The sequence below is a fragment of the Herbaspirillum sp. AP02 genome, from assembly GCF_015767275.1.
GTDB lineage: Bacteria > Pseudomonadota > Gammaproteobacteria > Burkholderiales > Burkholderiaceae_D > Herbaspirillum.
In genome coordinates this window covers 1-26,942 of sequence record NZ_JADWMY010000007.1, presented here as the reverse complement: position 1 = coordinate 26,942, position 26,942 = coordinate 1, and the positions used below count along the sequence as shown (strand labels likewise).

Annotated in this window: 25 protein-coding genes and 1 pseudogene; 11 read left to right on the top strand and 15 right to left on the bottom strand. The window is 62.8% G+C overall.

The window, feature by feature from the left end; genetic code table 11:
- Window positions 1-24: 24 nt before the first annotated feature.
- Genes ftsX through ftsY form a run of 3 tightly spaced genes read right to left on the bottom strand, consistent with a single transcriptional unit; the run spans window position 25 to window position 2,835 of the window.
- The gene (gene ftsX / locus I5R65_RS14950; protein ID WP_180668411.1) at window positions 25-948 is read right to left on the bottom strand and encodes a permease-like cell division protein FtsX; all 924 of its coding nucleotides are present in this window, start codon (window positions 946-948) and stop codon (window positions 25-27) included.
- Window positions 945-1,637, bottom strand: coding sequence for a cell division ATP-binding protein FtsE (locus I5R65_RS14945; RefSeq protein ID WP_180668410.1), 693 nt, complete (start codon window positions 1,635-1,637; stop codon window positions 945-947). The genes ftsX and I5R65_RS14945 overlap by 4 nt, the downstream gene beginning before the upstream one ends.
- A gap of 4 nt (window positions 1,638-1,641) precedes the next feature.
- Window positions 1,642-2,835 (bottom strand): signal recognition particle-docking protein FtsY, encoded by a 1,194-nt coding sequence (gene ftsY / locus I5R65_RS14940; protein WP_180668409.1) that lies wholly within the window; start codon window positions 2,833-2,835, stop codon window positions 1,642-1,644.
- 168 nt (window positions 2,836-3,003) lie between these two features.
- Between ftsY and I5R65_RS14935 the strand changes: the two genes are divergently transcribed.
- The 7 genes from I5R65_RS14935 to I5R65_RS14905 all read left to right on the top strand — a co-directional run bounded on the left by I5R65_RS14935 (window position 3,004) and on the right by I5R65_RS14905 (window position 9,093).
- The gene (locus I5R65_RS14935; RefSeq protein WP_180668408.1) at window positions 3,004-4,383 is read left to right on the top strand and encodes a pitrilysin family protein; all 1,380 of its coding nucleotides are present in this window, start codon (window positions 3,004-3,006) and stop codon (window positions 4,381-4,383) included.
- A 55-nt stretch (window positions 4,384-4,438) separates the two neighbouring features.
- Window positions 4,439-5,104 carry a ParA family protein gene (locus I5R65_RS14930; protein ID WP_180668407.1) on the top strand — a complete coding sequence of 222 codons (666 nt, stop codon included), beginning with the start codon at window positions 4,439-4,441 and terminating at the stop codon, window positions 5,102-5,104.
- Between the two features lie 26 nt (window positions 5,105-5,130).
- On the top strand, window positions 5,131-6,465 hold the full coding sequence (locus I5R65_RS14925) for a pitrilysin family protein (protein WP_180668406.1): 1,335 nt from the start codon (window positions 5,131-5,133) through the stop codon (window positions 6,463-6,465).
- Between the two features lie 37 nt (window positions 6,466-6,502).
- Window positions 6,503-7,165, top strand: a complete 663-nt coding sequence (gene rsmD, locus I5R65_RS14920) for a 16S rRNA (guanine(966)-N(2))-methyltransferase RsmD (protein WP_180668405.1) — start codon at window positions 6,503-6,505, stop codon at window positions 7,163-7,165.
- Between the two features lie 36 nt (window positions 7,166-7,201).
- Window positions 7,202-7,684, top strand: a complete 483-nt coding sequence (gene coaD, locus I5R65_RS14915) for a pantetheine-phosphate adenylyltransferase (protein ID WP_006461533.1) — start codon at window positions 7,202-7,204, stop codon at window positions 7,682-7,684.
- Window positions 7,685-7,747: 63 nt separating this feature from the next.
- Window positions 7,748-8,008: a YfhL family 4Fe-4S dicluster ferredoxin gene (locus I5R65_RS14910; protein WP_102663732.1), complete on the top strand. Its 261-nt coding sequence runs from the start codon at window positions 7,748-7,750 to the stop codon at window positions 8,006-8,008.
- Window positions 8,009-8,205: 197 nt separating this feature from the next.
- Window positions 8,206-9,093: a DMT family transporter gene (locus tag I5R65_RS14905; RefSeq protein WP_180668404.1), complete on the top strand. Its 888-nt coding sequence runs from the start codon at window positions 8,206-8,208 to the stop codon at window positions 9,091-9,093.
- Here the strand turns inward: I5R65_RS14905 and I5R65_RS14900 are convergent, their stop codons facing one another.
- From I5R65_RS14900 to paaA, 10 genes are all read right to left on the bottom strand, one after another.
- Complete coding sequence (locus tag I5R65_RS14900; protein WP_180668403.1) at window positions 9,094-10,212, bottom strand: sensor domain-containing diguanylate cyclase; 1,119 nt, start codon at window positions 10,210-10,212, stop codon at window positions 9,094-9,096.
- A gap of 190 nt (window positions 10,213-10,402) precedes the next feature.
- Window positions 10,403-11,344 carry an SAM-dependent methyltransferase gene (locus I5R65_RS14895; RefSeq protein ID WP_180668402.1) on the bottom strand — a complete coding sequence of 314 codons (942 nt, stop codon included), beginning with the start codon at window positions 11,342-11,344 and terminating at the stop codon, window positions 10,403-10,405.
- A 237-nt stretch (window positions 11,345-11,581) separates the two neighbouring features.
- Window positions 11,582-12,370 carry an enoyl-CoA hydratase-related protein gene (locus I5R65_RS14890; protein ID WP_180668401.1) on the bottom strand — a complete coding sequence of 263 codons (789 nt, stop codon included), beginning with the start codon at window positions 12,368-12,370 and terminating at the stop codon, window positions 11,582-11,584.
- Window positions 12,370-13,575, bottom strand: coding sequence for a 3-oxoadipyl-CoA thiolase (pcaF, locus tag I5R65_RS14885; protein ID WP_180668400.1), 1,206 nt, complete (start codon window positions 13,573-13,575; stop codon window positions 12,370-12,372). The genes I5R65_RS14890 and pcaF overlap by 1 nt, the downstream gene beginning before the upstream one ends.
- 44 nt (window positions 13,576-13,619) lie before the next feature.
- A complete protein-coding gene (gene paaK, locus I5R65_RS14880) occupies window positions 13,620-14,981 on the bottom strand; it encodes a phenylacetate--CoA ligase PaaK (protein WP_180668399.1) in 1,362 nt (453 codons plus the stop codon).
- Between the two features lie 67 nt (window positions 14,982-15,048).
- Window positions 15,049-15,531 (bottom strand): hydroxyphenylacetyl-CoA thioesterase PaaI, encoded by a 483-nt coding sequence (gene paaI / locus I5R65_RS14875; RefSeq protein ID WP_180668398.1) that lies wholly within the window; start codon window positions 15,529-15,531, stop codon window positions 15,049-15,051.
- On the bottom strand, window positions 15,524-17,224 hold the full coding sequence (locus I5R65_RS14870) for a 3-hydroxyacyl-CoA dehydrogenase family protein (protein ID WP_370460943.1): 1,701 nt from the start codon (window positions 17,222-17,224) through the stop codon (window positions 15,524-15,526). Before I5R65_RS14870 ends, paaI begins: the two co-directional genes overlap by 8 nt.
- Before the next feature lie 2 nt (window positions 17,225-17,226).
- The gene (gene paaC, locus I5R65_RS14855; RefSeq protein ID WP_180668397.1) at window positions 17,227-17,979 is read right to left on the bottom strand and encodes a 1,2-phenylacetyl-CoA epoxidase subunit PaaC; all 753 of its coding nucleotides are present in this window, start codon (window positions 17,977-17,979) and stop codon (window positions 17,227-17,229) included.
- Window positions 17,980-17,992: 13 nt separating this feature from the next.
- On the bottom strand, window positions 17,993-18,277 hold the full coding sequence (gene paaB / locus I5R65_RS14850; protein ID WP_006461548.1) for a 1,2-phenylacetyl-CoA epoxidase subunit PaaB: 285 nt from the start codon (window positions 18,275-18,277) through the stop codon (window positions 17,993-17,995).
- 102 nt (window positions 18,278-18,379) lie between these two features.
- Window positions 18,380-19,366: a 1,2-phenylacetyl-CoA epoxidase subunit PaaA gene (gene paaA / locus I5R65_RS14845; RefSeq protein ID WP_180668396.1), complete on the bottom strand. Its 987-nt coding sequence runs from the start codon at window positions 19,364-19,366 to the stop codon at window positions 18,380-18,382.
- On the opposite strand from paaA, the pseudogene I5R65_RS24480 reads away from it, so the two are divergent.
- The 4 genes and pseudogenes from I5R65_RS24480 to I5R65_RS14830 all read left to right on the top strand — a co-directional run.
- Window positions 19,361-19,543 (top strand): annotated as a pseudogene (locus I5R65_RS24480) (hypothetical protein); the annotation flags it as partial. The gene paaA and the pseudogene I5R65_RS24480 sit on opposite strands and share 6 nt — an antisense overlap.
- A 137-nt stretch (window positions 19,544-19,680) precedes the next feature.
- Window positions 19,681-20,733 carry a branched-chain amino acid ABC transporter permease gene (locus tag I5R65_RS14840; protein ID WP_180668395.1) on the top strand — a complete coding sequence of 351 codons (1,053 nt, stop codon included), beginning with the start codon at window positions 19,681-19,683 and terminating at the stop codon, window positions 20,731-20,733.
- 28 nt (window positions 20,734-20,761) lie between these two features.
- Window positions 20,762-22,552 carry an ATP-binding cassette domain-containing protein gene (locus I5R65_RS14835; RefSeq protein ID WP_180668628.1) on the top strand — a complete coding sequence of 597 codons (1,791 nt, stop codon included), beginning with the start codon at window positions 20,762-20,764 and terminating at the stop codon, window positions 22,550-22,552.
- Window positions 22,552-23,349: an ABC transporter ATP-binding protein gene (locus I5R65_RS14830; RefSeq protein WP_196872189.1), complete on the top strand. Its 798-nt coding sequence runs from the start codon at window positions 22,552-22,554 to the stop codon at window positions 23,347-23,349. Before I5R65_RS14835 ends, I5R65_RS14830 begins: the two co-directional genes overlap by 1 nt.
- A gap of 1,020 nt (window positions 23,350-24,369) precedes the next feature.
- Here I5R65_RS14830 and I5R65_RS14825 read toward each other — a convergent pair.
- Together I5R65_RS14825 and I5R65_RS14820 are read right to left on the bottom strand one after the other, a co-directional pair.
- Complete coding sequence (locus I5R65_RS14825; RefSeq protein WP_180671300.1) at window positions 24,370-24,828, bottom strand: hypothetical protein; 459 nt, start codon at window positions 24,826-24,828, stop codon at window positions 24,370-24,372.
- Entirely contained in the window at window positions 24,809-26,572 is a 1,764-nt protein-coding gene (locus I5R65_RS14820; RefSeq protein ID WP_231395185.1) for a hypothetical protein, read from the bottom strand. Before I5R65_RS14820 ends, I5R65_RS14825 begins: the two co-directional genes overlap by 20 nt.
- Window positions 26,573-26,942 lie beyond the last annotated feature (370 nt).

Genomic DNA, 26,942 nt, shown 5'->3' with positions numbered 1-26,942 from the left:
GATCTGGATGCGCCAGGAACAGGCTCAAGTCTTGCGGGCCAGTTGCCGGTGCACCGACAGCATCGCCCCGAACAAGCCCAGCAAGGCGCTCACCGCCAGCAGCAGGGCGATGGCCATGGGGCTGGGCAGCGCCAGCTGGAATTCCGACGCATACAGGTGCGCAAAATCGAGGATGGCCGCATTGAGCGGTTGCTGTGCCGCCACCACCAGCCCCAGCGCCACCAGTCCGGCGCATCCGCCCAGCAGTGCGCCAGTGTAATAGAAGGGCCGGTAGATGAAGGAATTGGTTGCCCCGAACAGGCGCGACACCTCGATCTCGTCGCGCTGCGTCATCACCTGCAGACGGATCGTGTTGAATACCACCGCCACCACCACCGCACCCAGCGTGATGCCCAGGAACAACAACACCAGCCGCAGAATGCGCAGCAGTGCCGCCAGCCGCTTGACCCATTCCGAGTCGATCTGCACCGTATCCACGCCCGCCTGCTTCTTCAACTGCTGTGCGATGTCATCGACCCGGCCTGCATTCATGGCGTTCTCGAATCCGGGCAGGCGCACCACGAAGCTGTCCGGCAGCGGATTGCTGCCCAGGGTATTGAGCACCTCGGCCAGGCCGGTCTTGCTTTTCAGGGCATCGAAGGCCTTTTCGCGCGGGATGAACTCGACTTTGCCGTTGGTGTTGCTGTCCTTTAATACCTGGTTGATGGTCTTGCCCACCGCCAGTGCGGCGTCGCGACTGGCATCGGGCTTCATGAAGATGCTGATTTCCGGCTCCACCGACATCTGGTCCGAGATCGGGCGCACGTTTTCCAGCGCCGACAGCCCGGCAAAGGGCAGCGCCAGCGCAATCGAGACCACCAGCACGTTGAGCAGGAAGTTGCCCGGCGAGCGCAGCAGGTGGCGCAAGGCGTCAGCGATGGCGGCGAGATGCTGTCTCAACCAGTTCATGGCGATACCTCCACCGGATTGGCCACGCCGTTGTGCCAGCCATCGACGATGCGGCCGCGGTCCAGGTAGACGATGCGGTCCGCCCCGGTCAGGAATTGTTCGTCGTGGGTGGAAATCAGGCAGGTCACGCCCACGCCATGGAAGGATTTCAGGGCCGCCAGCACCTTGTTGGCATTGGCGCGGTCCAGGTTGGCCGTCGGTTCGTCGGCCAGGATGATCTGCGGACGGTTGACGATGGCCCGTGCAATGGCCACCCGCTGCTGCTCGCCACCGGACAGTTCCAGTGGCTCGCACATGGCCTTGGCCAGCAGGTCCACCTTGTCCAGCGCGGCGCGGGCACGCTTTTCGGCGTCCGGGCGGGAGGAACCGGTGACAATCAGCGGCAGCATCACGTTGGCCAGCAGGTTGCGGTCCAGCAGAAGTTTCTGTTGCTGGAAGATCAGCCCCAGGTTGCGGCGCAGGTAGGGCAGGCCGGAAGCCTTGATGCCACCGATGTCGGTACCGTTGACGCTCAGCTTGCCCGCCGTGGGCCGCTCGATGGCGGCGATCATCTTCAGCAGCGTCGATTTGCCGGCGCCCGACGGGCCGGCCAGGAAGATCAATTCGCCCTTCTTTACCGACAGCGTGATGTCGCGCAGGGCGTAGACCTCGCGCGCGTATTGCTTGGAAACCCGGGTAAATTCAATCATCAGTTCAGCTCAGGAGGGCATCGACGAATTCGGTGGCGTTGAACGGCTGCAGGTCTTCGATCTTTTCGCCCACGCCGATGAAATACAGCGGCACCGGGCGGGTCTTGGCGATGGCGGCCAGGATGCCGCCCTTGGCGGTGCCGTCCAGCTTGGTCACCACCAGGCCGGTCAGCCCCAGCGCATCATCGAAGGCCTTGACCTGGGCCAGGGCATTCTGGCCGGTGTTGCCGTCGATGACCAGCAGCACTTCGTGCGGCGCCGAGCTCATCGCCTTGGCAATGACCCGCTTGATCTTCTTGAGTTCATCCATCAGGTGCAATTGCGTAGGCAGGCGGCCGGCGGTATCGACCATCACCACATGCGTGCCGCGCGCCTGCGCCGAATGCACCGAGTCATAGGCCACCGCGGCCGGGTCACCGGATTCCTGCGCGATCACCTGCACATTGTTGCGCTCGCCCCAGACCGCCAGCTGTTCGCGGGCAGCCGCACGGAAGGTGTCGCCGGCGGCCAGCAGCACCGACTGTCCGTGCGCCTGCAGGTGTAAGGCCAGCTTGCCGATGGTGGTGGTCTTGCCGGCACCGTTGACGCCGGCGATCATCATCACCAGTGGCTTGTCGCGACCCAGCACCAGCGGCCGCTGCAGCGGCTGCAGCAGGTCGATCAGCAGCGTACGCAGGGCGGTGCGCACCTGGGCGGCTTCGGTCAGGCGCTCGGCCTTGACCTTTTTCTTCAGTTCGTCCAGCAGCCACTGGGTCGCTTCGACGCCGGCGTCCGACACCAGCAGTGCCGACTCCAGTTCTTCATAAAGATCGTCATCGATGCGCGCCCCCACGAACAGGGTGGTGAGGTTGCTGGATGTCTTGGACAGTCCCGCCTTCAGGCGCGACAGCCAGGAACGCTTGGCCTCCGGCTCCGGCTCGGGTGCGGCGACGATCTCGGCTTCTTCTTCGACCGCATCCTCGATGGGCGCGACCGCTTCGGGAAGAGGTTGCGGCGTAGGTACAGCGGCAGGCGCATCTACAGGCGCATCTGCGGGCAGGGACACGGCCGGCGCGGGTGCAATGGGTGCTGCAGGTGAGGCGGGAGCGGTCGAGGCGGGGGCTGCAGGTGCGGGAGCAGGCTGTGGCGCCGCTTCGGGCTGGGGCGGCAGCGCGGGCTGCGCTTCCGGTTTGGGTTTTCTCTTGAAGAAACTGAACATCGGATGGCGATAGGCTGGATTCGGGCTGCGGCCGGGGCGGGAAGGCGGGAGGGGAGGCGCGCATGGCTGTCCTGACAACCGCAGTGGACAGGTTACAATTGCCCTTCCACAAGACCCGCGCATGGCCGCCAGGGTCAATGAATCCTGCATTTTATCAGAGCACAGCCCATGAATTTGAAGATCAGAGCCCGACTCGCCACTGCCCTCTTCAGCCTGGTGGCCGGCGGCGTGACCCCGGCACAGGCCGAACCGGCGCGCGAGTTCGTGCTCGGCAATGGCATGAAGGTGGTGGTCAAGGAAGACCGGCGCGCGCCCACGGCGGTGCAGATGGTCTGGTACAAGGTCGGTGCGGTCGACGAGTTCAATGGCACCACCGGTGTCTCCCACGCGCTGGAACACATGATGTTCAAGGGCACCCGCAACCACAAGGTGGGGGAGTTCAGCCGCCTGGTGGCCGAACTGGGCGGGCAGGAGAATGCCTTCACCGCCAATGACTATACGGCCTACTTCCAGCAGATCGAGAAGAGCCACCTGGAAAAGGTCATGGCTCTGGAAGCCGACCGCATGGCCAACCTGCAATTCGATGCCAACGAATTCGCCAAGGAGATCCGCGTCATCATGGAAGAGCGCCGCTGGCGCACCGATGATCAGCCCATGGGCCTCTTGAATGAAGCCCTCAACGCGGCCGCCTGGACCGCCCACCCCTACCACCACCCGGTGGTCGGCTGGATGGACGACCTGCAGCACATGACGGTACAGGACATCGCCGGCTGGTATCGCCAATGGTATGCGCCCAACAATGCCACCCTGGTGGTGGCTGGCGACGTCGATGCCCAGCGCGTGCTGGCCCTGGCCAAGAAGTATTTCGGCAAGATTCCTTCCCACGCCCTGCCATGCGGCAGGCCGCAGAACGAACCCCAGCAGATCGGCATGCGCCGCGTCACCGTCAAGGCGCCGGCCGAGAATCCCTATGTGGTAATGGCCTGGAAGGTGCCGGCCCTGCGCCAGGTGGAGCAGGACCAGGAAGCCTACGCCCTGGACGTACTCTCGGCAGTGCTGGATGGTTATGACAACGCCCGCCTCACCGCGCAACTGGTGCGCACCAGCAACCAGGCCACCGCCGTCGGCGCCAGCTACAGCGGTGTGGCGCGCGGCCCGGTGCTGTTCACGCTGGAAGGCAGCCCGGCCAATGGTGTCACCACCGAACAACTGGAAACCCTGCTGCGTGCCGAAGTCACCCGCATCGCCAGCGAGGGCGTCTCCGAACAGGAACTGCAGCGCGTGAAGACCCAGCTGATCGCCTCCCAGGTCTACAAGCGCGACTCCGTCTTCGGCCAGGCAATGGAGATCGGCATGATGGAAACCGTCGGACTGGGCCAGAAGAACATCGACCGCATCATCGATCGCCTCAACAGCGTCACCGCCGCCCAGGTGCAGGAAGTGGCCCGCAAATACTTCACGGATGACACCCTGACCGTGGCCACGCTGGTGCCGCTGCCGCTGGATGGCAAGAAGCCCGCGCCGCCACCGGCGGGTCTGTTGCACTGAAGCGCGTACCGTTCGCGGTTGCCGAGAGTCTTCCCTGTCCTTTCCGGAGGAAAACATGCCCGTCATCGTCGTCGCCAACCCCAAAGGGGGCGTAGGCAAGACCACCCTGGCCACCAACCTGGCCGGTTATTTCGCCAGCCAGGGCCATGGTGTCCTGCTGGGGGATATCGACCGCCAGCAGTCCTCGCGCGCCTGGCTCGCCATCCGCCCGGAGCAGGCCCGCCCGATCGCCACCTGGGAAGTCAATGAAGACTACGTCGCCAAGCCCCCCAAGGGAACCAGCCACGTGGTGCTCGATACCCCGGCCGGGCTGCATGGCTGGCGCCTCAACGACGCCCTCAAGCTGGCCGACAAGGTGCTGGTGCCGCTGCAGCCCTCGATCTTCGATATCCTCGCCACCCAGGACTTCCTGCGCCGGCTGGCCAGTGAAAAGGCGGTGCGCGAGGGCGAGATCGAGGTCGGCATCGTCGGCATGCGGGTCGATGCCCGCACCCGCTCGGCCGAGCAGCTGCAGCGCTTCATCGAGGGCCTGAAACTGCCGGTGCTGGGCTATCTGCGCGACACCCAGAACTACGTCCAGCTGGCCGCCCACGGTCTGACGCTGTGGGATATCGCACCCTCCCGCGTGCAGCGCGATCTGGAGCAATGGCAGCCGATCCTGCAATGGCTGGCCGGCGCCAGGGGCCATCAACCCGATGAGCACGATGAACAACGCGGATGATCCGCAGGTTTCGATTCCAGGTTTCCATGAAAAAATACTTAGCTTTTCTCTTCCTTCCGCTGAGCCTGCTGACCAGCGCACCCGCCTCGGCGGCCCTGGCCATCCAGTCCTGGACCCAGCCCGACGGTGCCCGTGTGCTGTTCGTGGCCAATCATTCCATCCCCATGCTGGACGTGAGCGTGCAATTCGACGCCGGCCAGCGCCGTGATCCCGCCACCAAGGCCGGCCTGGCCGAACTGACCGTGGCCAGCCTGACGCGCGGCGTGGACGCCGGGCAGGGTGCTGAGGGAGCCAATGCCGCGCTGTCCGAAGCGCAAATCCTCGACGGCTTTGCCGATGTCGCCGCCCAGCAGCAGGGCGGTGCCGGCCAGGACCGCGCCGGCGTGAGCCTGCGCACCCTGTCGGCCCCGGCGCAGCGCGACGTCGCACTGGGTTTGCTGGCGCGCATGCTGGCCCACCCCAGCTTCCCGCAGGCCGGCCTGGATCGCGACAGGGCCCTGGCCATTGCCAATATCAAGGAAGAACTGACCAAGCCTGAGGCCATCGCCGAAAAAGCCTTCATGCAAGCGGCCTATGGCACGCATCCCTACGCCATCGATGCCGGCGAAGCCAGCCTGCAGGCCATCACCCGTGACGACCTGGTGGCCTTCCACCGCACCCATTACGTGGCCAACCGCGCCGTCATTGCCCTGATCGGCGATATCACCGAAGCCCAGGCCCGGACCATTGCCAGCGCGCTCACCCGCCAGTTGCCGCAGGGGGCGCCCCTGCCGGGCCTGCCGCCGGTGCCCACCCCCAAGGGGGGCGAAACGCGTATCGCCCACCCGGCCTCGCAGTCCCACATCCTCATTGGTGCCCCGGCCCTGCAGCGTGGCGACAATGATTTCTTCGCGCTGACGGTGGGCAACTATGTGCTGGGTGGTGGCGGTTTCGTCTCGCGCCTGACCGACGAGGTGCGTGAAAAGCGCGGCCTGAGCTACAGCGTCTACAGCGGCTTCTCGCCACTGGCCCAGCCCGGCCCGTTCCAGATCGGCCTGCAGACCAAGAAGGAGCAGACTGCCGAAGCACTGCGCGTGACCCGCGCCACGCTCGACAAATTCCTCCGGGACGGCCCGACCGCCGCCGAGATCAAGGCCGCCAAGGACAACCTGGCCGGCGGTTTCGCGCTGCGCATCGACAGCAATGCCAAGCTGCTGGAAAACCTCTCCGTGATCGGCTTCTATGGCCTGCCGCTGGATTACCTGGATCACTGGATCGAACGCATCCGTGCCGTCAGCGTGCAGGACGTGCGCGCCGCCTTCGGCCGCCATGTGCTGCCGGCGCAGTTGTCCACGGTCATCGTCGGTGACGACGCCCAATAGAGTCCTGATAGAGGCTCAATAAGCTGCAAGGAAAGTCATGAGCAAGAGCAGTACCCCCAAGTCCGCCGCGCCGGGCAAGCCGCGCAAGCCCGTCAATCGTGGTCCGCATCAGGTGCGCATCATCGGCGGCCAGTGGAAGCGCACCCCGCTCCCGGTGCTGGACGCCGAAGGGCTGCGCCCCACGCCGGATCGTGTGCGCGAAACCGTCTTCAACTGGATCGCCCACCTGATCGATGGTGACTGGGCCCAGGTGGCCTGCCTGGACCTGTTCGCCGGTTCCGGCGCCCTCGGCTTCGAGGCCGCCAGCCGTGGCGCGCGTCGCGTGGTGATGGTGGAAAACAGCAGCCCGGCGGTACGCCAGCTGGAAGCCAATCGCGACAAGCTCAATGCCGATGCCATCGCCATCGTGCGCGGCGACGCCCTGGCGGCGGCCCAGAATGCGGCCCAGCGCGAGCCCGGTGGCTACAGCCTGGTGTTCATCGATCCCCCGTATCACCAGGGCTGGCTGGAAAAAGTATTGCCCGCCTGCATGACTTTGCTCACCCCCTCCGGCCTGGTCTATGCCGAGGCCGAATTCCCGCTCGACGGTGATGACGCCCCGGCGTGGATGCAAGACTGGGAAGTGGTCCGCGCCGACAAGGCCGGCATGGTGTTCTATCATTTATTGCAACGCAAAAGCAGTGCCCGAATTGAGGCATAATGCGCCTTCTGATTGAATAGCCGGTGAGGAGACACCATGGTCACAGCTGTATATCCAGGGACATTCGATCCGTTGACGCGTGGGCATGAGGACCTGGTCCGCCGCGCTTCCGGATTGTTCGACAAGCTGGTCGTGGGCGTAGCCGACAGCAAAAACAAGAAACCCTTCTTTTCGCTCGAAGAGCGCCTGTCGATCGCCAATGAAGTGCTGGGCCACTATCCCAATGTCCAGGTGGAGAGTTTCTCCGGCCTGCTCAAGGATTTCGTGCGCCAGAACAATGCCCGCGTCATCGTGCGCGGCCTGCGCGCGGTGTCTGACTTCGAGTATGAATTCCAGATGGCGGGCATGAACCGCTATCTGCTGCCGGACGTCGAGACGCTGTTCCTGACGCCCTCCGACCAGTACCAGTTCATCTCCGGCACCATCGTGCGCGAGATTGCGCAGCTGGGCGGCGACGTCTCCAAGTTCGTCTTTCCCTCGGTCGAGAAATGGCTCAAGGAAAAGATCGCCAAGCAATAAGGCCAGGCGATCCACAAGAGGTAAAGGTAGGGCAATGATGTTTCAAGCAAGCGAGGTGCGGCAATGGCACTGATGATTACCGACGATTGCATCAACTGCGACGTCTGCGAACCGGAATGCCCCAACGAGGCCATCTACATGGGGCCGCAGATCTACGAGATCGATCCGGACAAGTGTACCGAGTGCGTCGGTCACTTCGAGGAGCCGCAGTGCCAGCAGGTCTGCCCGGTGGCCTGCATCCCCTTCAACCCGGCCTGGCGCGAAAGCCGCGAGCAGTTGATGGAAAAGTACGAGCGCCTGCAGGCCGGGGCCAAGGCTTCCTGAGTCTTTCTCCGCCATCCTTGCCGAGATGCCGTTCAGTGTCGCGCTGAACGGCATTTTGGTTTTGTGAATGCGCATGCAAAGCACCCATAAGCCAGGCTTAATACTGGCTATCGGCATACGTAGATTGGCTACGGCGCAGAAAATGCCAGACTCGCGCCAGCCTCAGATTCATCCATCCGGCTTGCTCCCCGTACAACATGCACTCACTGCAAAAATCCGCCGTCGCCGCGCTGCTGCTCAATTCCACCATCTGGGGTCTGTCCTGGACCGGCACGCGCGCGCTGGAGGGCATGGGCCTGCATCCGGTGTGGACCACGGCCGCCATCTTCAGCGCCTGCGCACTGCTGCTGGTGCTGCTGCGCTGGCGCGCGCTGCCGCAGCTGTGGCGTCACCCGACGCTATGGTGCGTCGGCCTGGCCACGGGCCTGACCAACTGTTCCTTCAACGTCGCGGTGGCCTATGGCGACGTGGTGCGGGTGATCCTGCTGTTCTACCTGATGCCGATCTGGACCGTGATCCTGGCGCGCCTGTTCCTGCACGAAGCCATCACCCCGCGCTCCCTGGCCCGGGTCGCGCTGGGCCTGGGCGGCGCCTTCATCGTGCTCTATCAGCCGCGCCTGGGGCTGCCGCTGCCGCAGAGCCTGCCGGACTGGATGGCCGTGCTCTCCGGCCTGCTGTTTGCCATCACCAACGTCTTGTTGCGCCGCCTGCAGGGATTTTCCGATGCTGCCCGCGCCGTCGCCATGCTGGCCGGCAGCGGTGTATTGGCTGGTCTGCTGGGTGTGGGGTTGTCCCTGGCCGGCACGATCGCCTGGCCGCTGCACGTGCCGGTGGCGGCATGGCCGGTGGTGGGGCTGTGGGCAGCGCTGTTCCTGGTCTCGAACCTGTGTCTGCAATATGGGGTGGCACGCCTGCCGGCCAACATCACGGCCGTGATCATGCTGGCCGAGATCCTGGTGGCCAGCGCTTCGGCCTGGTTGCTGGGCGCGGCCGGCCTGCGTGCGCAGGACGTGGTGGGCGGCATCCTTATTCTGGCCGCGCCCTGGATCGTGCGTGACCGGCGGCCCGCCGTGCAGCCGGCCTGATCAGTCCGACGGCGCCAGCATTACGCGGTTGCGGCCGGCTTCCTTGGCCTGGTACAGCGCCTGGTCGGCCGCCTTGAGCATGGCCTGCTTGACCTCGCCCGCCGGCCGGCTGCGGTCCGGCGGCGACAGCGATGCCGCGCCGATGGAGGCGCTGATCCTCAGCGGGTCCCGCGAGCCCTCGATCATGATTCCCCGGCTGCAGATACCGGCACGGATGCGCTCGGCGATGCGGGTCGCGTCATCTCGCGTGGCATGCGTGAGCAAGACCACGAATTCCTCACCGCCGAAACGCCCCAGCGCGTCCGACAGGCGCAGTTCCTTCTTGATCCGTGCCGCGACCTCGCGCAGCACATCGTCGCCGCTCTGGTGACCGAACTGGTCGTTGACCCGCTTGAAGTGGTCGATGTCGATGAACAGGCAGGACAGGGCCGAGCGGTCGCGCTGGCTGCGCGCCACTTCTTCCTGCATGCGCTGTTCGATGTAGCGGCGATTGTTCACCCCGGTCAGCGGATCGGTCAGGCCGATATGCTTGAGGCGTTCATTGTTGATGACGTTTTCCAGACAGACCGCCGCGATGGTGGCCAGCCGTTCGATGAAATCGGTGGCCAGCGAGCGCGTGAAGCGCTCGCCATAGGCACTGCCCAGCGACAGATAGCCCAGCAGCCGGTGCTGGCGCACCAGCGGCAGCACCGCCACGCTGACCGGCTGGTAGTGCGGGAACAGCGGTCCATGCAGCGCCGCCACGTATTCGCCCAGGCGCGGCTTGTCCTCGGGCAGGGCATGCTGGTCGTCGATGAAGGCCAGCGGACGCGTCAGGAACAGCAGCTTGGGGAATTCGTTCACGCCGATCTGCAGGTCGCGCAGGATGCGCTGGATCGCATAGTCGCCATCGATCAGCGACAGGGTCACCGTCTCCAGGCTGAACACCCCCGGCATGACCGTCAGCATGACCTCGATCAGTTCGCGGAATTCGCTGGCGCCGATCAGCTTGAGGTCGAACGCCTGATGGCGCTCGATGATGGACTGGTTGATGTGTGCCTGCTGCAGCAGGTCCTGCAGTTCGGCCCGCAGTTGTTCGTTGTCGGCAATCAGCGATTCCATAGCGATGGTCGATCTCATGTGCTCATCTGCATTTTCCGGCACCGGCCGGCCCCTTGCCCTGACCGGTCGCCCGGCCTCCCAGCGGCCGGTTTCGCTGGTGGCGACCGGCCTTGCTACCATGCAATATATCGACAGCATCGGCGTCGGCTTGATGCCGCCGCGCCTGATTTTTTTACCAGCAAGAACCGTTCCTGTCCTGGCCGCCCGCTCAGGCCGCCTGCGGTGCGAAGAAGCGCGTCCCCATCTCTTCCAGGCCCAGCGTGCGCAACACCTCCTGCAGGCGATCGGCCGGACGGCGGCGCGGCAGGTCGCGGTATTGGGCGACGATCAATTCATTCTTCATCGAATGTTCCCAGCCCACCAGTTCGGTCACGCTGACCTTGTAGCCATGCGCTTCCAGTTGCAGGCAGCGCAGCACATTGGTGACCTGGCTGCCGAATTCGCGGGTATGCAGCGGATGGCGCCAGATTTCCGTCAGCGAATTGGCCAGCGACTTGCCCTTGTTGCGGTTCAGGACCGAGGCCACCTCGGCCTGGCAGCACGGCACCAGGACGATGAAGCTGGCCTCTTTGGCCAGCGCGAAATGGATGGCGTCATCGGTGGCGGTGTCGCAGGCATGCAGGGCGGTCACCACATCGATGCGTTCCGGCAGGTCGGGCGAGCTGATCGAATCGGCCACCGACAGGTTGAGGAAGGACATGCCGCCAAAACCCAGGCGCACTGCCAGTTCCTCGGACTTGCGCACCAGTTCCTCGCGGGTCTCGATGCCATAGATGCGCGGCGCACCCGCCAGCGCCTTGAAGAACAGGTCGTAGAGAATGAAGCCGAGGTAGGACTTGCCCGCGCCATGGTCCACCAGACTCACGTCCGGATGGTCGGCCAGCACTTCCTGCAGCAGCGGTTCGATGAACTGGTAGAGGTGATAGACCTGCTTGAGCTTGCGGCGGCTATCCTGGTTCAGCTTGCCGTCGCGGGTCAGGATGTGCAGTTCCTTGAGCAGTTCGATGGATTGGCCGGGACGGATCTCATGCGCCTGCGGCGCAGTGTCGGCATGGCCGGTGGCATTGGCTGCGCCGGCTGCAGTGGCAGCGGTGACGGGTTTGCCACGACGCTTGTTGCGGCCGGGGGCGCTGGGGGCTTGCTTGCTCATGGTGCTGCACTGGCGAAGAGCCGGCGCGGAGCCGGCGGGTTGGTATCGGGGGCGGGACGGGTGGCGCGCGTGCGGGTACAAGTACAAGTACAACAAGTGCGCAGCCAGGGCCTGCCGTGGCCGGGCATTTTACCTGATCCGGATGGCAATCTCGTGAAGTGTTGCCGCCACGCCAGCCCTGTTGCCAGCCTGCAAACATCCAGGCAGCAGGGCTGGCGACCTGCCAGGCGCAAGCAATCAGCGGCCGCTGAACACCGCTGCGCGTTTCTGCTGGAAGGCGGCGATGCCTTCCTGGCGATCGGCACTGGCGGCCATCAGGGAAAAGGACTTGCGCTCGAACAGCAGGCCAGCCTCCAGCCCCAGTTCGAAGGACTGCAGCATGGCCTCCTTGGCCAGGCGCACCGCCAGCGGCGATTTCTGCGCAATGGTGGTGGCCAGCGCCAGGGTACGCCCCAGGGTATCGGTATCATCCACCACCTCGGCCACCAGCCCGGCACGCAGGGCTTGATCGGCAGTGATGAATTCCCCCGACAGCACCATCTTCATCGCCAGCGGTTTGCCCACCGTGCGGATCAGACGCTGCGTGCCGCCGGCGCCGGGCAGGGTACCGACATTGATTTCCGGCTGGCCGATGCGGGCGCCGCGACCGGCGATGGCGATATCGGCATGCATCAGCAGTTCGCAGCCGGCCCCCAGCGCATAGCCGTTTACGGCCGCCAGCAGCGGCTTGGGGAAGCGGGCGATGGTGCGCCAGTACTGGGCGCGTACATCGAGCTGGGTGGCGATGGCGTCCTTCTGGATCATCTCGTTGAGATCGGCGCCGGCAGCGAAGGCCTGTTCGTTGCCGCTGATGACCACCGCCCGCACGCTGTCGTCGCTCTCGGCCCGCGTCAGCTCGCCGGCAATTTCCCCCAGGCTCTGGTTGCGCAGGGCGTTGCGCAGCGCCGGCCGGTTCAGGCGCAGATGCAGCACGTGCGGCCCATGTCGCGCCACCAGGAGGTCTTCGTGCTCCGGCTGCGGCGCCATCACGTCACCCGCTCGATCACCAGCGCGATCCCTTGCCCCACGCCGATGCACATGGTGCACAGCGCATAGCGGCCGCCGCTGCGTTCCAGCTGGTTGATGGCCGTGGTCACCAGACGCGCCCCGGAAGCACCCAGCGGATGGCCGATGGCGATGGCGCCGCCATTCGGATTGACGTGGGCGGCGTCGTCCGGCAGGCCGAGCGCGCGCATCACCGCCAGCCCCTGCGCGGCAAAGGCTTCGTTGAGTTCGATCACGTCCATCTGCGCCAGCGTCAGGCCCACCTGCGCCAGTACCTTGCGTACGGCCGGTGCCGGGCCGAAGCCCATGATCCGTGGCGCCACCCCGGCGCTGGCCATGCCCAGCACGCGGGCGCGTGGCCTGAGACGGTACTGGTCGGCTGCCTTGGCCGAGGCCAGCAACAGCGCGCAGGCACCGTCATTGACGCCCGATGCATTGCCGGCCGTGACCGTGCCATCGGGCCGCACCACGCCCTTGAGCCGGGACAGCGTCGCCAGCGTGGTATCGGGGCGCGGATGTTCGTCGGTGGCCACCAAGATCGGATCGCCTTTCTTCTGCGGGATCGCCAGCGGCGCGATCTCGTCCGCGAAGAAGCCGGTCGCCTGCGCCGCTGCCCAGCGTTGCTGGCTGCGCAGGGCGAAGGCATCCTGATCGGCGCGGGCGATACCGAATTCCACGGCCACGTTCTCGGCGGTCTCCGGCATGGAGTCGATGCCGTGCAGCGCCTGCATCAGCGGATTGACGAAGCGCCAGCCGATGGTGGTGTCGAAGACCGTCGTGCTACGCGAAAAGGCGCTGTCGGCCTTGCCCATCACGAAGGGCGCACGCGTCATGCTCTCCACGCCACCGGCGATCATCAACTGCACCTCGCCGCAGCGGATGGCGCGCGCCGCCATGCCCACCGCATCCAGGCTGGAACCGCACAGGCGGTTGATGGTAGTGCCTGGCACCTCCAGCGGCAGGCCCGCCAGCAAGCCGGCCATGCGCGCCACGTTGCGGTTGTCCTCGCCGGCCTGGTTGGCGCAGCCGTAGAGGATGTCGTCGACCCGGCTCCAGTCCACGCCGGGATTGCGCGCCATCAGGCTGCGTATCGGTGCGGCTGCCAGGTCGTCGGCGCGCACCGCGCCCAGCGCGCCACCGTAGCGGCCGAAGGGCGTGCGGATGGCGTCACAGATGAATGCGTCCATGTATCTCCTCGGTTATTGTTTATTGTGTGGTGATGCAGCGGCCCTCAGGCCGGGACGGCCGGGAAAGAAGCGGCCGCCCCCAAAGCGGGCGTGCCCTCGCTCTTCCTGCGGTTATCGATCACGCGCCTGGCCTTGCCCACCGAGGAGCGTTCGATCATCCCCGCCGGCACCACGGTGACCTTGGTGGAAATGCCCACATAGGTCTTGATGCTGTGCTGCAGTTCCTTCTCCAGTGCCTCTACATGTTCGATGGAGGCATCCTCGCGCAGTTCGGCGAAGACGCACATGCTGTCCATGTGGCCGTGGCGCTCGATCTGCAACTGGTATTGCGGCGCCAGTTGTGGCAGCTTCAGGATCAGTTCCTCGATCTGGGTCGGGAACACGTTCACCCCGCGGATGATGAGCATGTCATCCGAGCGTCCGGTGATCTTGTCGATGCGGCGCATTGAGCGCGAGGTCGGCGGCAGCAGGCGCGTCAGGTCGCGGGTGCGATAGCGGATCATGGGCAGCGCCTCCTTCGACAGGGAGGAGAAGACCAGTTCGCCCTCCTCGCCATCGGGCAGCACTTCGCCGGTATCGGGATCGATGATTTCCGGATAGAAGTGGTCTTCCCAGATCACCGGACCATCCTTGCTCTCGATGCATTCACTGGCCACGCCCGGCCCCATCACTTCCGACAGGCCATAGATATCCACCGCATCGATGCCGGCGCGCTGCTGGATTTCCGCGCGCATGGCATCGGTCCAGGGTTCGGCGCCGAAGATGCCGACCCGCAGCGAGCTGGTCGTCGGGTCCAGGCCCTGGCGCTGGAATTCCTCGATCACATTGAGCATGTAGGAGGGCGTGACCATGATGATGCTGGGCTGGAAGTCGCGGATCAGTTGCACCTGTTTCTCGGTCTGTCCGCCCGACATGGGAATGACGGTACAGCCCAGCTTTTCCGCGCCGTAGTGAGCGCCCAGGCCGCCCGTGAACAGGCCATAGCCATAGGAAATCTGCACGATGTCGCCGCGCCGCCCGCCGGCCGCCCGGATCGAGCGCGCCACCACCGTGGCCCAGGTCTCGATGTCGTTGCGCGTATAGCCGACCACCGTGGGCTTGCCAGTGGTGCCGCTGGAAGCATGCACCCGCACCACCTGCTCGCGCGGCACGGCGAACAGGCCGAAGGGATAGTGGTCGCGCAAGTCCTGCTTGCTGGTGAAGGGGAAACGGGCCAGATCGGACAGGTTCTTCAGCTCATCCGGATGCACGCCGGCCTGGTCGAAGGCGTGGCGATAATGCGGCACGTTGTCGTAGGCATGTCGGAGCGACCATTTCAGGCGTTGCAGTTGCAGTGCCTGCAGCTCGTCGCGGCTGGCCGTCTCGATGGCGTCCAGCTCGCCGGGTTGGGGAATGCGGGTGGTCATGCTCGTCTCCAGTCTGGTTGTCGTTGTTCGGGGTGTTCTGGTTCTGGTGGTGTGCGGTCGTACGGGGTCAGGGCGCGGGATACAGGCCCGAGATCACCTCCCCCTTGATGCGATAGGACTTGCCCCGGAACAGCGCGATCAACTTGCCGTCCTGGTTGCTCACGGTGATGTCGTAGACACCGGTGCGCCCCGCCAGCGAGCGTTCCTGCGCGTCAGCGGTCAGCACGTCGTTGCGCAGGGCCGGTGCCAGGTAGTCGATGCTGCACCCCGACGCTACCGTATTGAGATTACGGCTGTTGCAGGCGAACGCAAAGCAGCTGTCGGCCAGCGCAAAGATGAAGCCGCCATGGCAGGTGGCGTGGCCGTTGAGCATGTCACTGCGCACCAGCATGCTCATGCGCGCCCGCCCCGGAGCGATGTCCAGGATCTTCATGCCCAGCGCCTGGGAGGCGTTGTCGCGTGGGTACATGGCCTGGACCGTAGCCTCGGCCAGGGTTTGCGGGTCCGGTCCGGTTGCCGGGGCCGACGTGGAGAAGGCGGTCTCACTCATGGAATTTCCTTTTCGAGGCTTGCAGGCGTTGCAGCAGCGGCGACACGCGATAACGGTCCTCGCCATAGGTGGCACTGAGTTGGCGCAATACCTTGGCCACGGTATCCACGCCGATCGCATTGGCCCAGGCCAGCGGGCCACGCGGATAGTTCACGCCCTTCTTCATGGCCATGTCGGCGTCGGCGGCGCTGCACACGCCCTGGTTGACGGCATCGGCGGCTTCATTGATCAGCATGCACACGGTGCGCATGACGATCATTGCGGGAATATCGGCCATCGGCGAGAGCGTGAAGCCGCAGGCCTGCAACACCCCGGCTACGGCCTCATAGGCGCGTGGGTGGCACTGGTCGGCCTTGGTCACCATCAGCCGGCTGGTGGTGGCATAGTTCAGCGCCAGGTCCACCAGCACCACGTCGGGCATGTCGTAGTCGTAGGATTGCTGGGTGGCGGTCCGCCCTTCGGTGACATAGAGGCGCCCGGGACCGGCTTTCATGAGCAGGTGGTCGGCACGCGGCGGATGGTATTCGACGCGACCCTTCTTGTAGCGCGCCCGGATCACTTCCACCAGCGGATGGGTACCGAAGATCTGCAGTGCCACCGTCGGCGTGTCGCAGGGCTGTTCGTCCTCGATCGGTAGCGGCACTTCCTCCGCGCTGTATTGATAGAAGCCACGCCCGCTCTTGCGACCCAGGTGACCGGCATGCACCAGTTCCTGCTGGATCAGCGAGGGTGTGAAACGTGGATCGTTGAAGTAGGCCTGGAACACCGATTGGGTGACCGAGAAGTTGACGTCGTGGCCGATCAGATCCATCAACTCGAACGGCCCCATGCGAAATCCGCCAGCTTCGCGCATCACGGCGTCGATCGTGGCCGGTTGCGGACCCCGCTCGTTGAGGACCCGCAAGGCTTCCGCGTAATACGGGCGCGCCAGACGATTGACGATGAACCCCGGGGTGGAACTGGCAAAGACCGGTACCTTGCCCCAGGCGATGGCAGTGTCATACACGCACTGCGCCACGGCGGCGTCGCTGGACAGGCCGCGGATGATCTCCACCAGCTCCATCTGCTGCACCGGGTTGAAGAAATGCATGCCGACCAGGCGTTCCGGTTGACGCAGCGACGCGGCGATGCGGGTGTGGCCGAGTGTGCGCATGGTGTCGCGCTCCAGGTCCAGTTGCTGCTCCAGCGTATGCGCCGGGCTACGGTACAGGGTGGCCTTGGTCGCGGCCAGGCCCAGGGTCGCCGCGCTGGCAAATTGCCGGGCCATGGCGCGGGCCTGCACCATCAGCTCCGCATCGTCCACGCATTGCCAGATCAGGCCCCATTGTTCGGCCTGCTCGGCGCTGATCCTCTGGCCCAGCAGCGCCATGCCCATGGCGCGGGCGGTGCCGACCAGGCGCGGCAGGAAATAGGTGCCGCCGGTATCGGGAATGAGCCCCAGCTTGCAGAACACTTCGACGAAGCTGGCCGGGCAGCCGGAGTAGGTCGGCGTGATCACCACCGTGCAGTGCATCTGCTGCGCCGGGTCGTGCTGCAACTCCACAGCGCGCACGATGCCCAGGTCAACCACCGAGATCGCCGGAATCTCGGGGTCGGCGATCTCGTCCAGCCAGTTCCAGATGCGCGCCTGCAGCGCCGCCAGTTCGCTGTCCGCCTGGGCGGACAACAGCTTGGTCGGGGTTGCCGGGCTCACGCTCACCACGCCGCCCCGGGATAGCTGCGCTGCAGGAACTGCATCTCCGCCAGCAGGTAGCCCAGGTGTTCGGTATGCCGGCCCTGTTTGCCGCCGCTCTGCATCCACAGCCCGGCCGCCGGGATGGTCAGGGTGGCCGCCAGCAACACCTCGGTGACATGCTGTTGCCATTTCTGCTGCAGTTCGGTCAGCGCAGGCGCCAGGCCCTGTTGGTGCATGGCCGTGTCCAGCGCATCGGGCGTGAACAGTTCGCCGGTGTACATCCACAGGGCATCGATGGCGGCCTGCATGCGGCGGTGACTTTCTTCGGTACCGTCGCCCAGGCGGATCACCAGGTCGGTACTGCGGCGCACGTGATAGGTCACTTCCTTCAAGCACTTCTGGGCAATCTCGACGATGCGGGCATCGTCGGACTGGCACAGGCCCTGCAGCAGGAAGTAGTGCCAGACATCGAACAGGAACTGGCGCGCCAGCGTATCGGCATAGCTGCCATTGGGCAGTTCCACCAGCAGCAGGTTGTGGAACTGGTGGGCGTCGCGCAGGAAGGCCAACTGGTCCTCGCTACGCCCCTGGCCTTCCAGCTCGCCGGCATAGCCCAGCCACAGGCGGGCCTGGCCGATCAGGTCCAGCGAGACGTTGATCAGGGCCATGTCCTCTTCCAGCGCCGGCCCCTTGCCGCACCATTCGGACAGGCGTTGCGAGAGCACCAGGACGTTGTCCCCCAGGCGTCGCACGTAATCGGTTTTGCTTGTCATGTCGGGCTCCGCTTCACAGGTTCTTCAGTTCGGCCGGCATGGGGAAGAAGGTCGGGTGACGATAGACCTTGCTGTTGGACGGCTCGAACAGCGGCGCCTTGTCGCCCGGGCTGGACGAGACGATATCGGCGGCCCGCACCACCCAGATGCCCACGCCCTCGTTGCGGCGGGTGTAGACGTCGCGGGCATTGTTGATGGCCATCTCGCCATCGGGGGCATGCAGGCTGCCGACGTGTTTATGCGCCAGACCGTGCTGGCTGCGGATGAAGACTTCCCAGAGAGGCCATTCCTTGCTCATGATCGATTTCCTTGTTGGCGGGCCGCACAGGTGGCGGCCACTGGCATTGTTGTGAAATGAAACGTTGGCGATTGCAGCTAATTGCTGGAAGAGACGGTCGCTTCAGGCCGCCTTGCGGGTGGCCTGCTTGTCGGCGTGCGCCACCAGGGCATCGCGGAACCATGCGCCGTCCTCGTAGGCCTGCTTGCGGGTGGACAGGCGCTCGCGGTTGCAGGGGCCGTTGCCGCGCACGACGTTGTGGAATTCGTTCCAGTCGACCTGGCCGAAGTCATAGCGACCACGTTCTTCGTTCCACTTCAGGTCAGGATCAGGCACGGTCAGGCCCAGGTACTCGATCTGCGGAATGGTCTGGTCGACCATGCGCTGGCGCAGTTCATCATTGGAGAACAGCTTGATGCGCCACTGCATCGATTGCGCGCTGTGTACCGATGTCGCGTCCGACGGGCCGAACATCATCAGTGCCGGCCACCACCAGCGGTTCAGCGCGTCCTGCGCCATCTGCTTCTGCTCGGGGGTGCCACGGCACAGCGCCAACATGATGTCGTAGCCCTGGCGGGCGTGGAAGGATTCTTCCTTGCACACCCGCACCATGGCCCGCGAATAGGGACCGAAGGAACAGCGACACAGCGGAATCTGGTTGATGATGGCCGAGCCATCCACCAGCCAGCCGATGGCGCCCATGTCGGCCCAGTTCAGGGCGGGGTAGTTGAAGATGCTGGAATACTTGGCACGGCCGGCGTGCAACTCGGCCAGCAGGTCTTCGCGGGACACGCCCAGGGTCTCGGCGGCGCTGTACAGGTACAGGCCGTGGCCGGCCTCATCCTGGATCTTGGCCAGCAGGATGGCCTTGCGTTGCAGCGTGGGCGCACGCGTGACCCAGTTGCCCTCGGGCAGCTGGCCGACGATTTCCGAATGCGCGTGCTGCGAGATCTGGCGTACCAGGGTCTTGCGATACGCCTCCGGCATCCAATCCTTGGGCTCGATCTTGATGCCCGCATCGATGCGCGCCTGGAACGCCAGTTCTTCCGGCGACATCTCCTCGGCTTTGCGAACCTGGGTCAGGCCGGTGTCTACCATCTGTGCATACATGGTACCCTGCGCGCCCGCCTGACCTGCAAGCGCAAGATCGACCGTAACAAGAAGGACGTCAATGGCCAGGGCCAGGGTGTGGTGGCCTGGGATGTGGAGGTCAGCAATCAGGATGACGAGCTGGTCGCGTCCTATGACATCCTGACCCTGGTGGCCAAGCGACGGGTGGCCGCATAGTCGGTCAGCCCCGATCACCGTCGCAATCGGTGATTGCATAAAAGATATAAAAAATATAAACGGCTCGACGGGGCCGGAGACCTGCCCGGCCAGCCGCAGCGTGAACTGCGACGGCCGGGTAGAACAGGAGGAGACAAATGGATGCAAGCATATTGACCGTGCTGGTGCAGGACGGCATCACCACCGGCGCCATCTATGCGCTGTTGTCGCTGGCGCTGGTGCTGGTGTTTTCGGTGACGCGGGTGATCTTCCTGCCGCAGGGCGAATTCGTCGCCTTCGGCGCCTTGACACTGGCGGCGATCCAGAACGGCCAGGCTCCCGGCAGCGCCGTGCTATTGCTGGCGCTGGGCTGCGTGACGCTGGTGGTGGAGGCCGGCAGCGCGTTGCGTCTGCCGCAGTCGCGCGCCCGCCTGCGGCGACGCTGGCCGTGGATGCTGGCCACGCACGTACTGGTGCCGCTGCTGGTGGTCGGGATCACCCGTTACGTCGCCCTACAGACACTGGCCATGCCGCTGCAGATCGTACTGGCATTGCTCATCGTCGTGCCGATGGGGCCGATGATCTATCGCGTGGCCTACCAGCCGCTGGCGCATTCCAGCGTGCTGGTGCTGCTGATCGTGTCGCTGGGTGTACACCTGGCCATGGTCGGGCTGGGGCTGTTGATGTTCGGGCCGGAAGGCAGCAACACCCGGCCCTTCACCGATCTGCAGTTCAACCTGGGCGAGAGTCCCGTGTCGGGGCAGAGCGTGATCGTGCTGGTGACGGTGGCGGCGCTGATCGCGGTGATCTATCTCTTCTTCGAACGTACGCTCACCGGCAAGGCCTTGCGTGCCACCGCCGTCAACCGGCTCGGCGCCAGGCTGGTGGGCGTGGGTATCAACCAGGCCGGCAAGCTGTCCTTTGCGATGGCGGCCGGCATCGGTGCGCTGTGCGGCATCCTGATTGCGCCCTTCACCATCGTCAATTACGAATCGGGTTTCATCATCGCCCTGAAAGGCTTCGTCGGCGCCATCTTCGGCGGACTGGCCAGCTATCCGCTGGCGGCACTGGGTGCGGTCTCGGTGGGCCTGGTGGAGAGCTTTTCCTCGTTCTGGGCCAGCTCGTTCAAGGAATTGATCGTCTTCACGGTCATCCTGCCCATCCTGCTATGGCGGTCGCTGACCAGTCACCACATCGACGAAGAAGCCTGAGGTCTCCACCATGCCATCCATGCCATCCATGCCATCCTTCATGACCCATCGCGCCGCCTGGCCGGTGCTGTTCTTCGCCATCGTGCTGGCCCTGCCGCAGCTGGGCCTGCCGCCGTTCTGGGTTACCCTGCTGTCCTATGTCGGCCTGTACGCCATCGTCGCCCTGGGGCTGGTCTTGCTGACCGGCGTGGCCGGCCTGATCTCGTTCGGGCAGGCCGCCTTCGTCGGGATCGGCGCCTACACCACCGCCTATCTCACCACGCAATTCGGCCTCTCGCCCTGGGTCGGCCTCCTGGCCGGCATCGGCCTGACTGCCTGCTCGGCACTGGTGATCGGCGCGCTGACCATGCGCATTTCCGGTCACTATCTTCCCTTGTCCACGATTGCCTGGGGGCTGTCGCTGTACTACCTGTTCGGCAATCTGGAGATGCTGGGCAAGCATGACGGCATCAATGGCATTCCTGCGATCAGCATCGGCAGCTTCGAATTCGGCAACGGTGGCTCGATGTACCTGTTGATCTGGGGCGTGGTGATCCTGGCGCTGGGTTCGGTCGTCAACTTCCTCGACTCGCGCGCCGGTCGCGCGGTGCGGGCGCTCAAATATGGCTACGTCATGCCCGAGGCCATGGGCGTGGATACCGCCCGGCTGAAGATCGTCATCTTCGTCTATGCCGCCGTGCTGGCCGGCATCTCTGGCTGGCTCTACGCGCATCTGCAACAGGCGGTCAATCCCACGCCCTTCGGACTGAAATACGGCATCGACTACCTCTTGATGGTGGTGGTAGGCGGTGCCGGCCATGTCTGGGGCGCTTTGCTGGGCGCGGGATTGCTGGCGGTGTTGAGCAACTTCCTGCAGGAGTGGCTGCCTGGCATCTTGGGGAGCGGCGGCAACTTCGAAGCCATCGTCTTCGGCATTGCCCTGGTGATCTTCCTGCAGTTCGCCAACGAAGGCCTGTGGCCGCGCCTGCAGGCGCGCTTCGGCCAGCGCCGGGCGCGCAGATTGCCGACCGGTGGCGCACCGCTGGCGCAGTTGCCCAAGCCACAGCGGGGCGAGATCATCCTGCAGGTCGAATCCGCCCGCAAGCAGTTCGGTGGACTGGTGGCGGTCAACGATGTCAGCTTCGCGGTCAAGGCCGGCGAGATCGTCGGCCTGATCGGACCGAACGGCGCCGGCAAGTCGACCACCTTCAACCTCGTGACCGGCGTGTTGTCGATCACCAGCGGCAAGCTTGAATACCGTGGCCAATCATTGGCCGGATTGTCGTCACGGGAAATCTGCAGCCGCGGCATCGCCCGCACCTTCCAGCATGTGCGCCTGGTGCCGGGCATGAGCGTGCTGGAGAACGCTGCCATGGGGGCCTTCCGTCGTGGTGAACATGCCCCCCAGCGCGGCATCCTTGCCAGCCTGGTGCGCGCCAATGCGTCCGAGGAAGCACGCATCCTGCAGGAAGCCCGCCACCAGCTGCAACGTGTCGGCCTGGGCGACCTGCTGGACCGGCCTGCCGGCAGCTTGGCGCTGGGCCAGCAGCGCATCCTCGAAATCGCCCGTGCACTCTGCTGCGACCCCGCGCTGCTCTTGCTGGACGAACCCGCCGCCGGTCTGCGCCTGAAGGAGAAGCAAGCCCTGGCGGCCCTGCTGGACAAGCTGCGTGGTGAAGGCATGGCGGTGTTGCTGGTGGAGCATGACATGGACTTCGTCATGCAATTGACCGACCACATCGTGGTCATGGAATTCGGCACCAAGATCGCCGAGGGTACGCCGGTACAGATACAGGTCCACCCGGCCGTGCTGGAAGCCTATCTCGGAGGAGCCCAATGATGACCGCCGCCACCATGAGTCTGCCGCTGCAGGAGCAGGCCGAAGTACGCACTGCCGTTGCCCCGGTCCTGCTGGAGGTCAGTGGCCTCTCGGCCCGCTACGGCAAGGTCGCCGCGCTGACCAATGCCACGCTGTCCCTGCGGGCCGGCCAGATCGTCACCGTCATCGGCCCCAACGGCGCCGGCAAGTCCACTCTGCTCAACGCCATGATGGGCGCGCTGCCCACGGGCGCCACGGCCAGTGGCAGGATCGTCTTCCAGGGCGAGGATGTGGGACGGATGGAGATCGAAGAGCGCGTCGCACGCGGCCTCTCGCTGGTGCCGGAAAAGCGCGAACTGTTTGCCAGCATGACGGTGGAAGACAACCTGCTGCTGGGAGCCTACAAGCGTCGTCGCCATGGTGAAGCGGGCTATCTGGATCAGCAGGATTTCGTGTACGCCCTGTTCCCGCGCCTGAAGGAACGTCGCAGGCAGGCCGCCGGCACGCTCTCCGGCGGAGAACGCCAGATGCTCGCGGTAGGCCGTGCATTGATGGCCAAGCCGCAGGTGTTGATGCTGGATGAGCCCAGCCTGGGCCTGGCACCATTGGTGACGCGCGAGATTCTTGCCATCATCAGCCAACTGCGCAGTACCGGCGTGGCGACCTTGCTGGTGGAACAGAATGCGCGGGCGGCCTTGCAGGTGGCTGATTATGGCTATGTGCTGGAGATGGGGGAGATTGCCTGCGAAGGGGCAGCGGCGGTGCTGGGGGCGGATGGGCGGATTGTGGAGAGTTATCTGGGGGTGGGGAGGGGGTAACCATAAAAAGAGAGATGGCCCTTTCTAAACTACCAAAGGAAGTCCTTTCATCATATGCAATCTCACTTTGGCTCTTCCTCGCTGTAGCAAGAAAGCATACACGCTTGTCGATGCGAAAATTTCGCGATGGCATCTACGTCGAAGGCCGGAAGCCTGCCATCTCACTTGACACGAAACCTGACAGCACGTTGTAGAACCGGGCACCAAGGCTACTGCGGTTGATGTCCGCGGCGAGAACTCGCTAAGGACGCCGTGACTGTAGGCGATAACTGCGCGTGGCACGCTACGTCGACCTCAGCCACAACCACAAGACCGAACAGAGAACCTATCGCTAGGTTGTTACTGCGACCAGCACGGTTGATATATTGGAGAATTCGACGTCAAGAGAGTCACAGAGGAAAGTCAATGTACTTCAACAGCTGTGCTCGAATCTCGGCAGGTTTTGCGGCAAGGTCCACAGTAGCAAACCGGATCGGATGGCCTTGGATAACGACAGTTTCATCGACCATTTGCTCCGCAGCGGGATGTAGCAACAAGCCGCTTGCTACATCCGCCAGTGGGTCGCCGCAACCGCTCTGCGATCGGAGAAGCGCAGCCCGGCGAGGTAGTCTGGCGAGAGTGATTGCATTGAGCAGCATCCGTGTACGAAATAATGGGGTAATGCTACCGCATATGGGGGTATTTTTTGTAGTCATTACCCCAATAAGGCGGCAATTACCTCATTTATGGAAGGTGCTGCGCTGCCCGTTCGTGTGACTTCTCTCACCATCCAGAAATAACAAAGCCGCGTGATTCGCGGCTTTGTTGTGCTTCCTGGATTTCGTCGTCTTTTCCGGTTTTCTGGAAAGCCTGTCCGCCCGCCAGATATTAGTTAGACGTTAAGAAGACACCCGCGAGTAACCGGCCATGGACATCGGTTAAAACGCTTGATTTTAGTGGATAAAGGCGCATTTAGCTAATGTCCATAGTCCTGCTCCCAAAATCCTCTCGAAAAATAGAGGGATGTCCATGGGGAGTTTTTTAAAGCGAACGGAATGGTGCTGGCGGTGGCAATAGCTCGTCAAGTTTTGCTTGTAGTTCGGCGTTCTCTTGTAGGACTTCGATTAAACGCCGTTCGACACTCAATAATTTTGACTGAGTTTCAATTGCCTGCGCCTCCAAAGTTGCAATTTTTGCAATTGCCGTCAACTTCCCTTTCTTCACTTTAGCGTTACGAATTCGCTTCTTTGAATCGAGTTCGTTTGTGAGCTCCAGGTAAGTTTGGATCTTCTTGATAACGCTAGGAAACCTGGACAATTTCAATGCAGATGGATCTTTCCCGGCCTCTTTTGCAACGTTGTTCTGAGAAACAAGCGTTCCAACCTCCACATTTAGTGGGGTTTTAAGCACAAGTCTCCTAAAGGCTTCGAGGTACATCTGTGCTGCCGGACCATCTTCCGGATCAGGCTGAAACAGGTGATCAAATTGCGGTGAGTTCAAGATATGTCCTCAGTCCGTTGATTTCCATTTGGAGCGCCTTATGACGCTTGGTGTCGGGCGCCACTTCTTTTACCTGGTCTTCAAAGCTAGCAAGTAGCGGTATTACAAATGCCCTTTTTGCTTGATCTAACTTTGCGGACTCGCATGGCTTTTTTCCATCGCCGCCGACACAGCGAGCTATTGACTCAATCCCACCATAGTCGCACTCTGATCTCTTGGTGCAACCGCCAAGCGTCGTAGATCGGAATGCGACTTCGCCTTTTCGAGCAGCTGCCTCGAGCTTTTTATAGTCATTCTTGTAAATGAGATGAACGTCCTTGTCTTGCTCAGTCTCCGCCCCAGATGCGGAAATATAACGCGCCTCAACCGAGGCCTGAATTTGTTTCGCAAGTACTAGGTACGCAGCTGAGACCACCATTTGCTGACGTGATTGATTGATACGCGCACTTGAAAAATGCTTGCCGTAGTATCTGGTCTGAAAGATGGTGAGATGCTTGAGGATCACTTGAACAGACGTATCGGAAACAAGGCCACTTGCAAACATGTTGATGCCGCCTGTGCGTCGAAGCTGATGGTAACTAAGGGGCCAGATCTTGCCGATCGCAAAAGCCCCTTTTTTGTGTAAGTTTGGGGTGAACATTTTTGCGAGAGTGAGATCGGCTTCAGTGATCCTCAGAACTTCTCTATCGAACAATTTTTTATACTGATTCACAACATCAGCATAGGGCTCGACTGTGTTCCGGGCTTCAGATATTTTCCCTTTATTCCTGGATGCAGACCAAGGCTCGGTGGGATGGAAGAACAGATGTGGATTGCTTAGGTAGGATTTTGCTGATTTTGATGCTTTATCTAAAACGCATGTCAATCGCATGTGCGCTACGGCTTTAGCGGCCTCTACAGCTACTACGACATGCGGGCTTGTCGGCCAGCGTGCATCGCTATCTGGATCGGTTTTTGTGGTTTCTCCGCAGATAAGTGGGATCGGTCCAACAATAGGGTCTTGCTCCCAAATGAGGCAATCAGCTCTCAAGGAGCCTATTTCTTCTTTTCGCTGAAATGTGAAGGCTCCAAGGTACGGTAAGCAGACTGAATTTATCAAACTCAGATAGCTACTGAACATATTGACTGTAAGAGTCTCTTGCTCAGAATCAGATGAAATCCATTTTTCGAGCAACTCTTCAATCTCGAACTTCCGTGCAGTTTCTCGGAAAGAGCCTTGATATGTTCCAGTGCGTAATGCTCTTTCGTAATATCTTTGCCCCGGATAAGAGAATGGCAGGGGAATTCGTTTGGGCTTTTCTATTGCATCCTTGAGTGTGCCGTAGTTATGTATGTATGAATCTAGGCAGAATTGGAAGCACTTTGCGATCTTGCCTTTATTAGCGAGAAAGTCGTCAATGCACTCTCGTTGACGATTTAAGGTGTACAGATAAATGCGAGGAGGAATGTATGCAACTTGCTCACTGTCTTCATCTTCCGATTTGGAATTGCTAGTTGCGAAGAGTTCTGCAAGTTTGGCGATTCCTCTGCCGTCGAGGATGTGAAATCCGAGCTGGTCTTTGGATTGGAGCAATCTGTCTAGAATAAGTATGAGGCGTTCTCTTTGAAGTTCTGTGGCGGCAATTGTGGGAATGGTGTTTATGATCAAAGGAAACCGAGATAAATCTCGAACGCGAATTGTGTTCTTTTCACATAACACGACCAGGCGACGTAATATACCGAAGTCATTTTTCAGCGTGCTCATACTGGTGTAGCCGTTAGGGCCGTAAATCAATACCGTTACGAGTAACCGAAGATCCCACTCATTTTCCTTTCCGATCGGATGAGTACGTACCCCTCCGCTTGAGCCGTAGATCGCCCGGTTGAAGTGTGTTCGAAATTTGCAGCCGTGTATTGTTGTCCAATCCCAGCAGAGGTCGCCCCAGCAAGAAAGGGTATTTCCATCCTCGTCCTCTGTTATTGGGAAATCAAGTGGGGGTGGGAACGAAGGCTGTTGATTTGCTCGCAGAATTGACCCTCGCCATCTGACCCACTTTCCACTGCCTTCCGAAGGCAGCTACGCGGTCATACGACCCCTCATATCCCAGCTCTTTCAGGTCCAGGAACATCTGTTT

What these genes read in the sequence shown, in the direction of transcription:
- ftsX (WP_180668411.1), bottom strand. Translation starts at nt 948, where the DNA reads ATGAACTGGTTGAGACAGCATCTCGCCGCCATCGCTGACGCCTTGCGC.
- I5R65_RS14945 (WP_180668410.1), bottom strand. Translation starts at nt 1,637, where the DNA reads ATGATTGAATTTACCCGGGTTTCCAAGCAATACGCGCGCGAGGTCTAC.
- ftsY (WP_180668409.1), bottom strand. Translation starts at nt 2,835, where the DNA reads ATGTTCAGTTTCTTCAAGAGAAAACCCAAACCGGAAGCGCAGCCCGCG.
- I5R65_RS14935 (WP_180668408.1), top strand. Translation starts at nt 3,004, where the DNA reads ATGAATTTGAAGATCAGAGCCCGACTCGCCACTGCCCTCTTCAGCCTG.
- I5R65_RS14930 (WP_180668407.1), top strand. Translation starts at nt 4,439, where the DNA reads ATGCCCGTCATCGTCGTCGCCAACCCCAAAGGGGGCGTAGGCAAGACC.
- I5R65_RS14925 (WP_180668406.1), top strand. Translation starts at nt 5,131, where the DNA reads ATGAAAAAATACTTAGCTTTTCTCTTCCTTCCGCTGAGCCTGCTGACC.
- rsmD (WP_180668405.1), top strand. Translation starts at nt 6,503, where the DNA reads ATGAGCAAGAGCAGTACCCCCAAGTCCGCCGCGCCGGGCAAGCCGCGC.
- coaD (WP_006461533.1), top strand. Translation starts at nt 7,202, where the DNA reads ATGGTCACAGCTGTATATCCAGGGACATTCGATCCGTTGACGCGTGGG.
- I5R65_RS14910 (WP_102663732.1), top strand. Translation starts at nt 7,748, where the DNA reads ATGGCACTGATGATTACCGACGATTGCATCAACTGCGACGTCTGCGAA.
- I5R65_RS14905 (WP_180668404.1), top strand. Translation starts at nt 8,206, where the DNA reads ATGCACTCACTGCAAAAATCCGCCGTCGCCGCGCTGCTGCTCAATTCC.
- I5R65_RS14900 (WP_180668403.1), bottom strand. Translation starts at nt 10,212, where the DNA reads ATGAGATCGACCATCGCTATGGAATCGCTGATTGCCGACAACGAACAA.
- I5R65_RS14895 (WP_180668402.1), bottom strand. Translation starts at nt 11,344, where the DNA reads ATGAGCAAGCAAGCCCCCAGCGCCCCCGGCCGCAACAAGCGTCGTGGC.
- I5R65_RS14890 (WP_180668401.1), bottom strand. Translation starts at nt 12,370, where the DNA reads ATGGCGCCGCAGCCGGAGCACGAAGACCTCCTGGTGGCGCGACATGGG.
- pcaF (WP_180668400.1), bottom strand. Translation starts at nt 13,575, where the DNA reads ATGGACGCATTCATCTGTGACGCCATCCGCACGCCCTTCGGCCGCTAC.
- paaK (WP_180668399.1), bottom strand. Translation starts at nt 14,981, where the DNA reads ATGACCACCCGCATTCCCCAACCCGGCGAGCTGGACGCCATCGAGACG.
- paaI (WP_180668398.1), bottom strand. Translation starts at nt 15,531, where the DNA reads ATGAGTGAGACCGCCTTCTCCACGTCGGCCCCGGCAACCGGACCGGAC.
- paaC (WP_180668397.1), bottom strand. Translation starts at nt 17,979, where the DNA reads ATGACAAGCAAAACCGATTACGTGCGACGCCTGGGGGACAACGTCCTG.
- paaB (WP_006461548.1), bottom strand. Translation starts at nt 18,277, where the DNA reads ATGAGCAAGGAATGGCCTCTCTGGGAAGTCTTCATCCGCAGCCAGCAC.
- paaA (WP_180668396.1), bottom strand. Translation starts at nt 19,366, where the DNA reads ATGTATGCACAGATGGTAGACACCGGCCTGACCCAGGTTCGCAAAGCC.
- I5R65_RS14840 (WP_180668395.1), top strand. Translation starts at nt 19,681, where the DNA reads ATGGATGCAAGCATATTGACCGTGCTGGTGCAGGACGGCATCACCACC.
- I5R65_RS14835 (WP_180668628.1), top strand. Translation starts at nt 20,762, where the DNA reads ATGCCATCCTTCATGACCCATCGCGCCGCCTGGCCGGTGCTGTTCTTC.
- I5R65_RS14830 (WP_196872189.1), top strand. Translation starts at nt 22,552, where the DNA reads ATGACCGCCGCCACCATGAGTCTGCCGCTGCAGGAGCAGGCCGAAGTA.
- I5R65_RS14820 (WP_231395185.1), bottom strand. Translation starts at nt 26,572, where the DNA reads ATGAGCACGCTGAAAAATGACTTCGGTATATTACGTCGCCTGGTCGTG.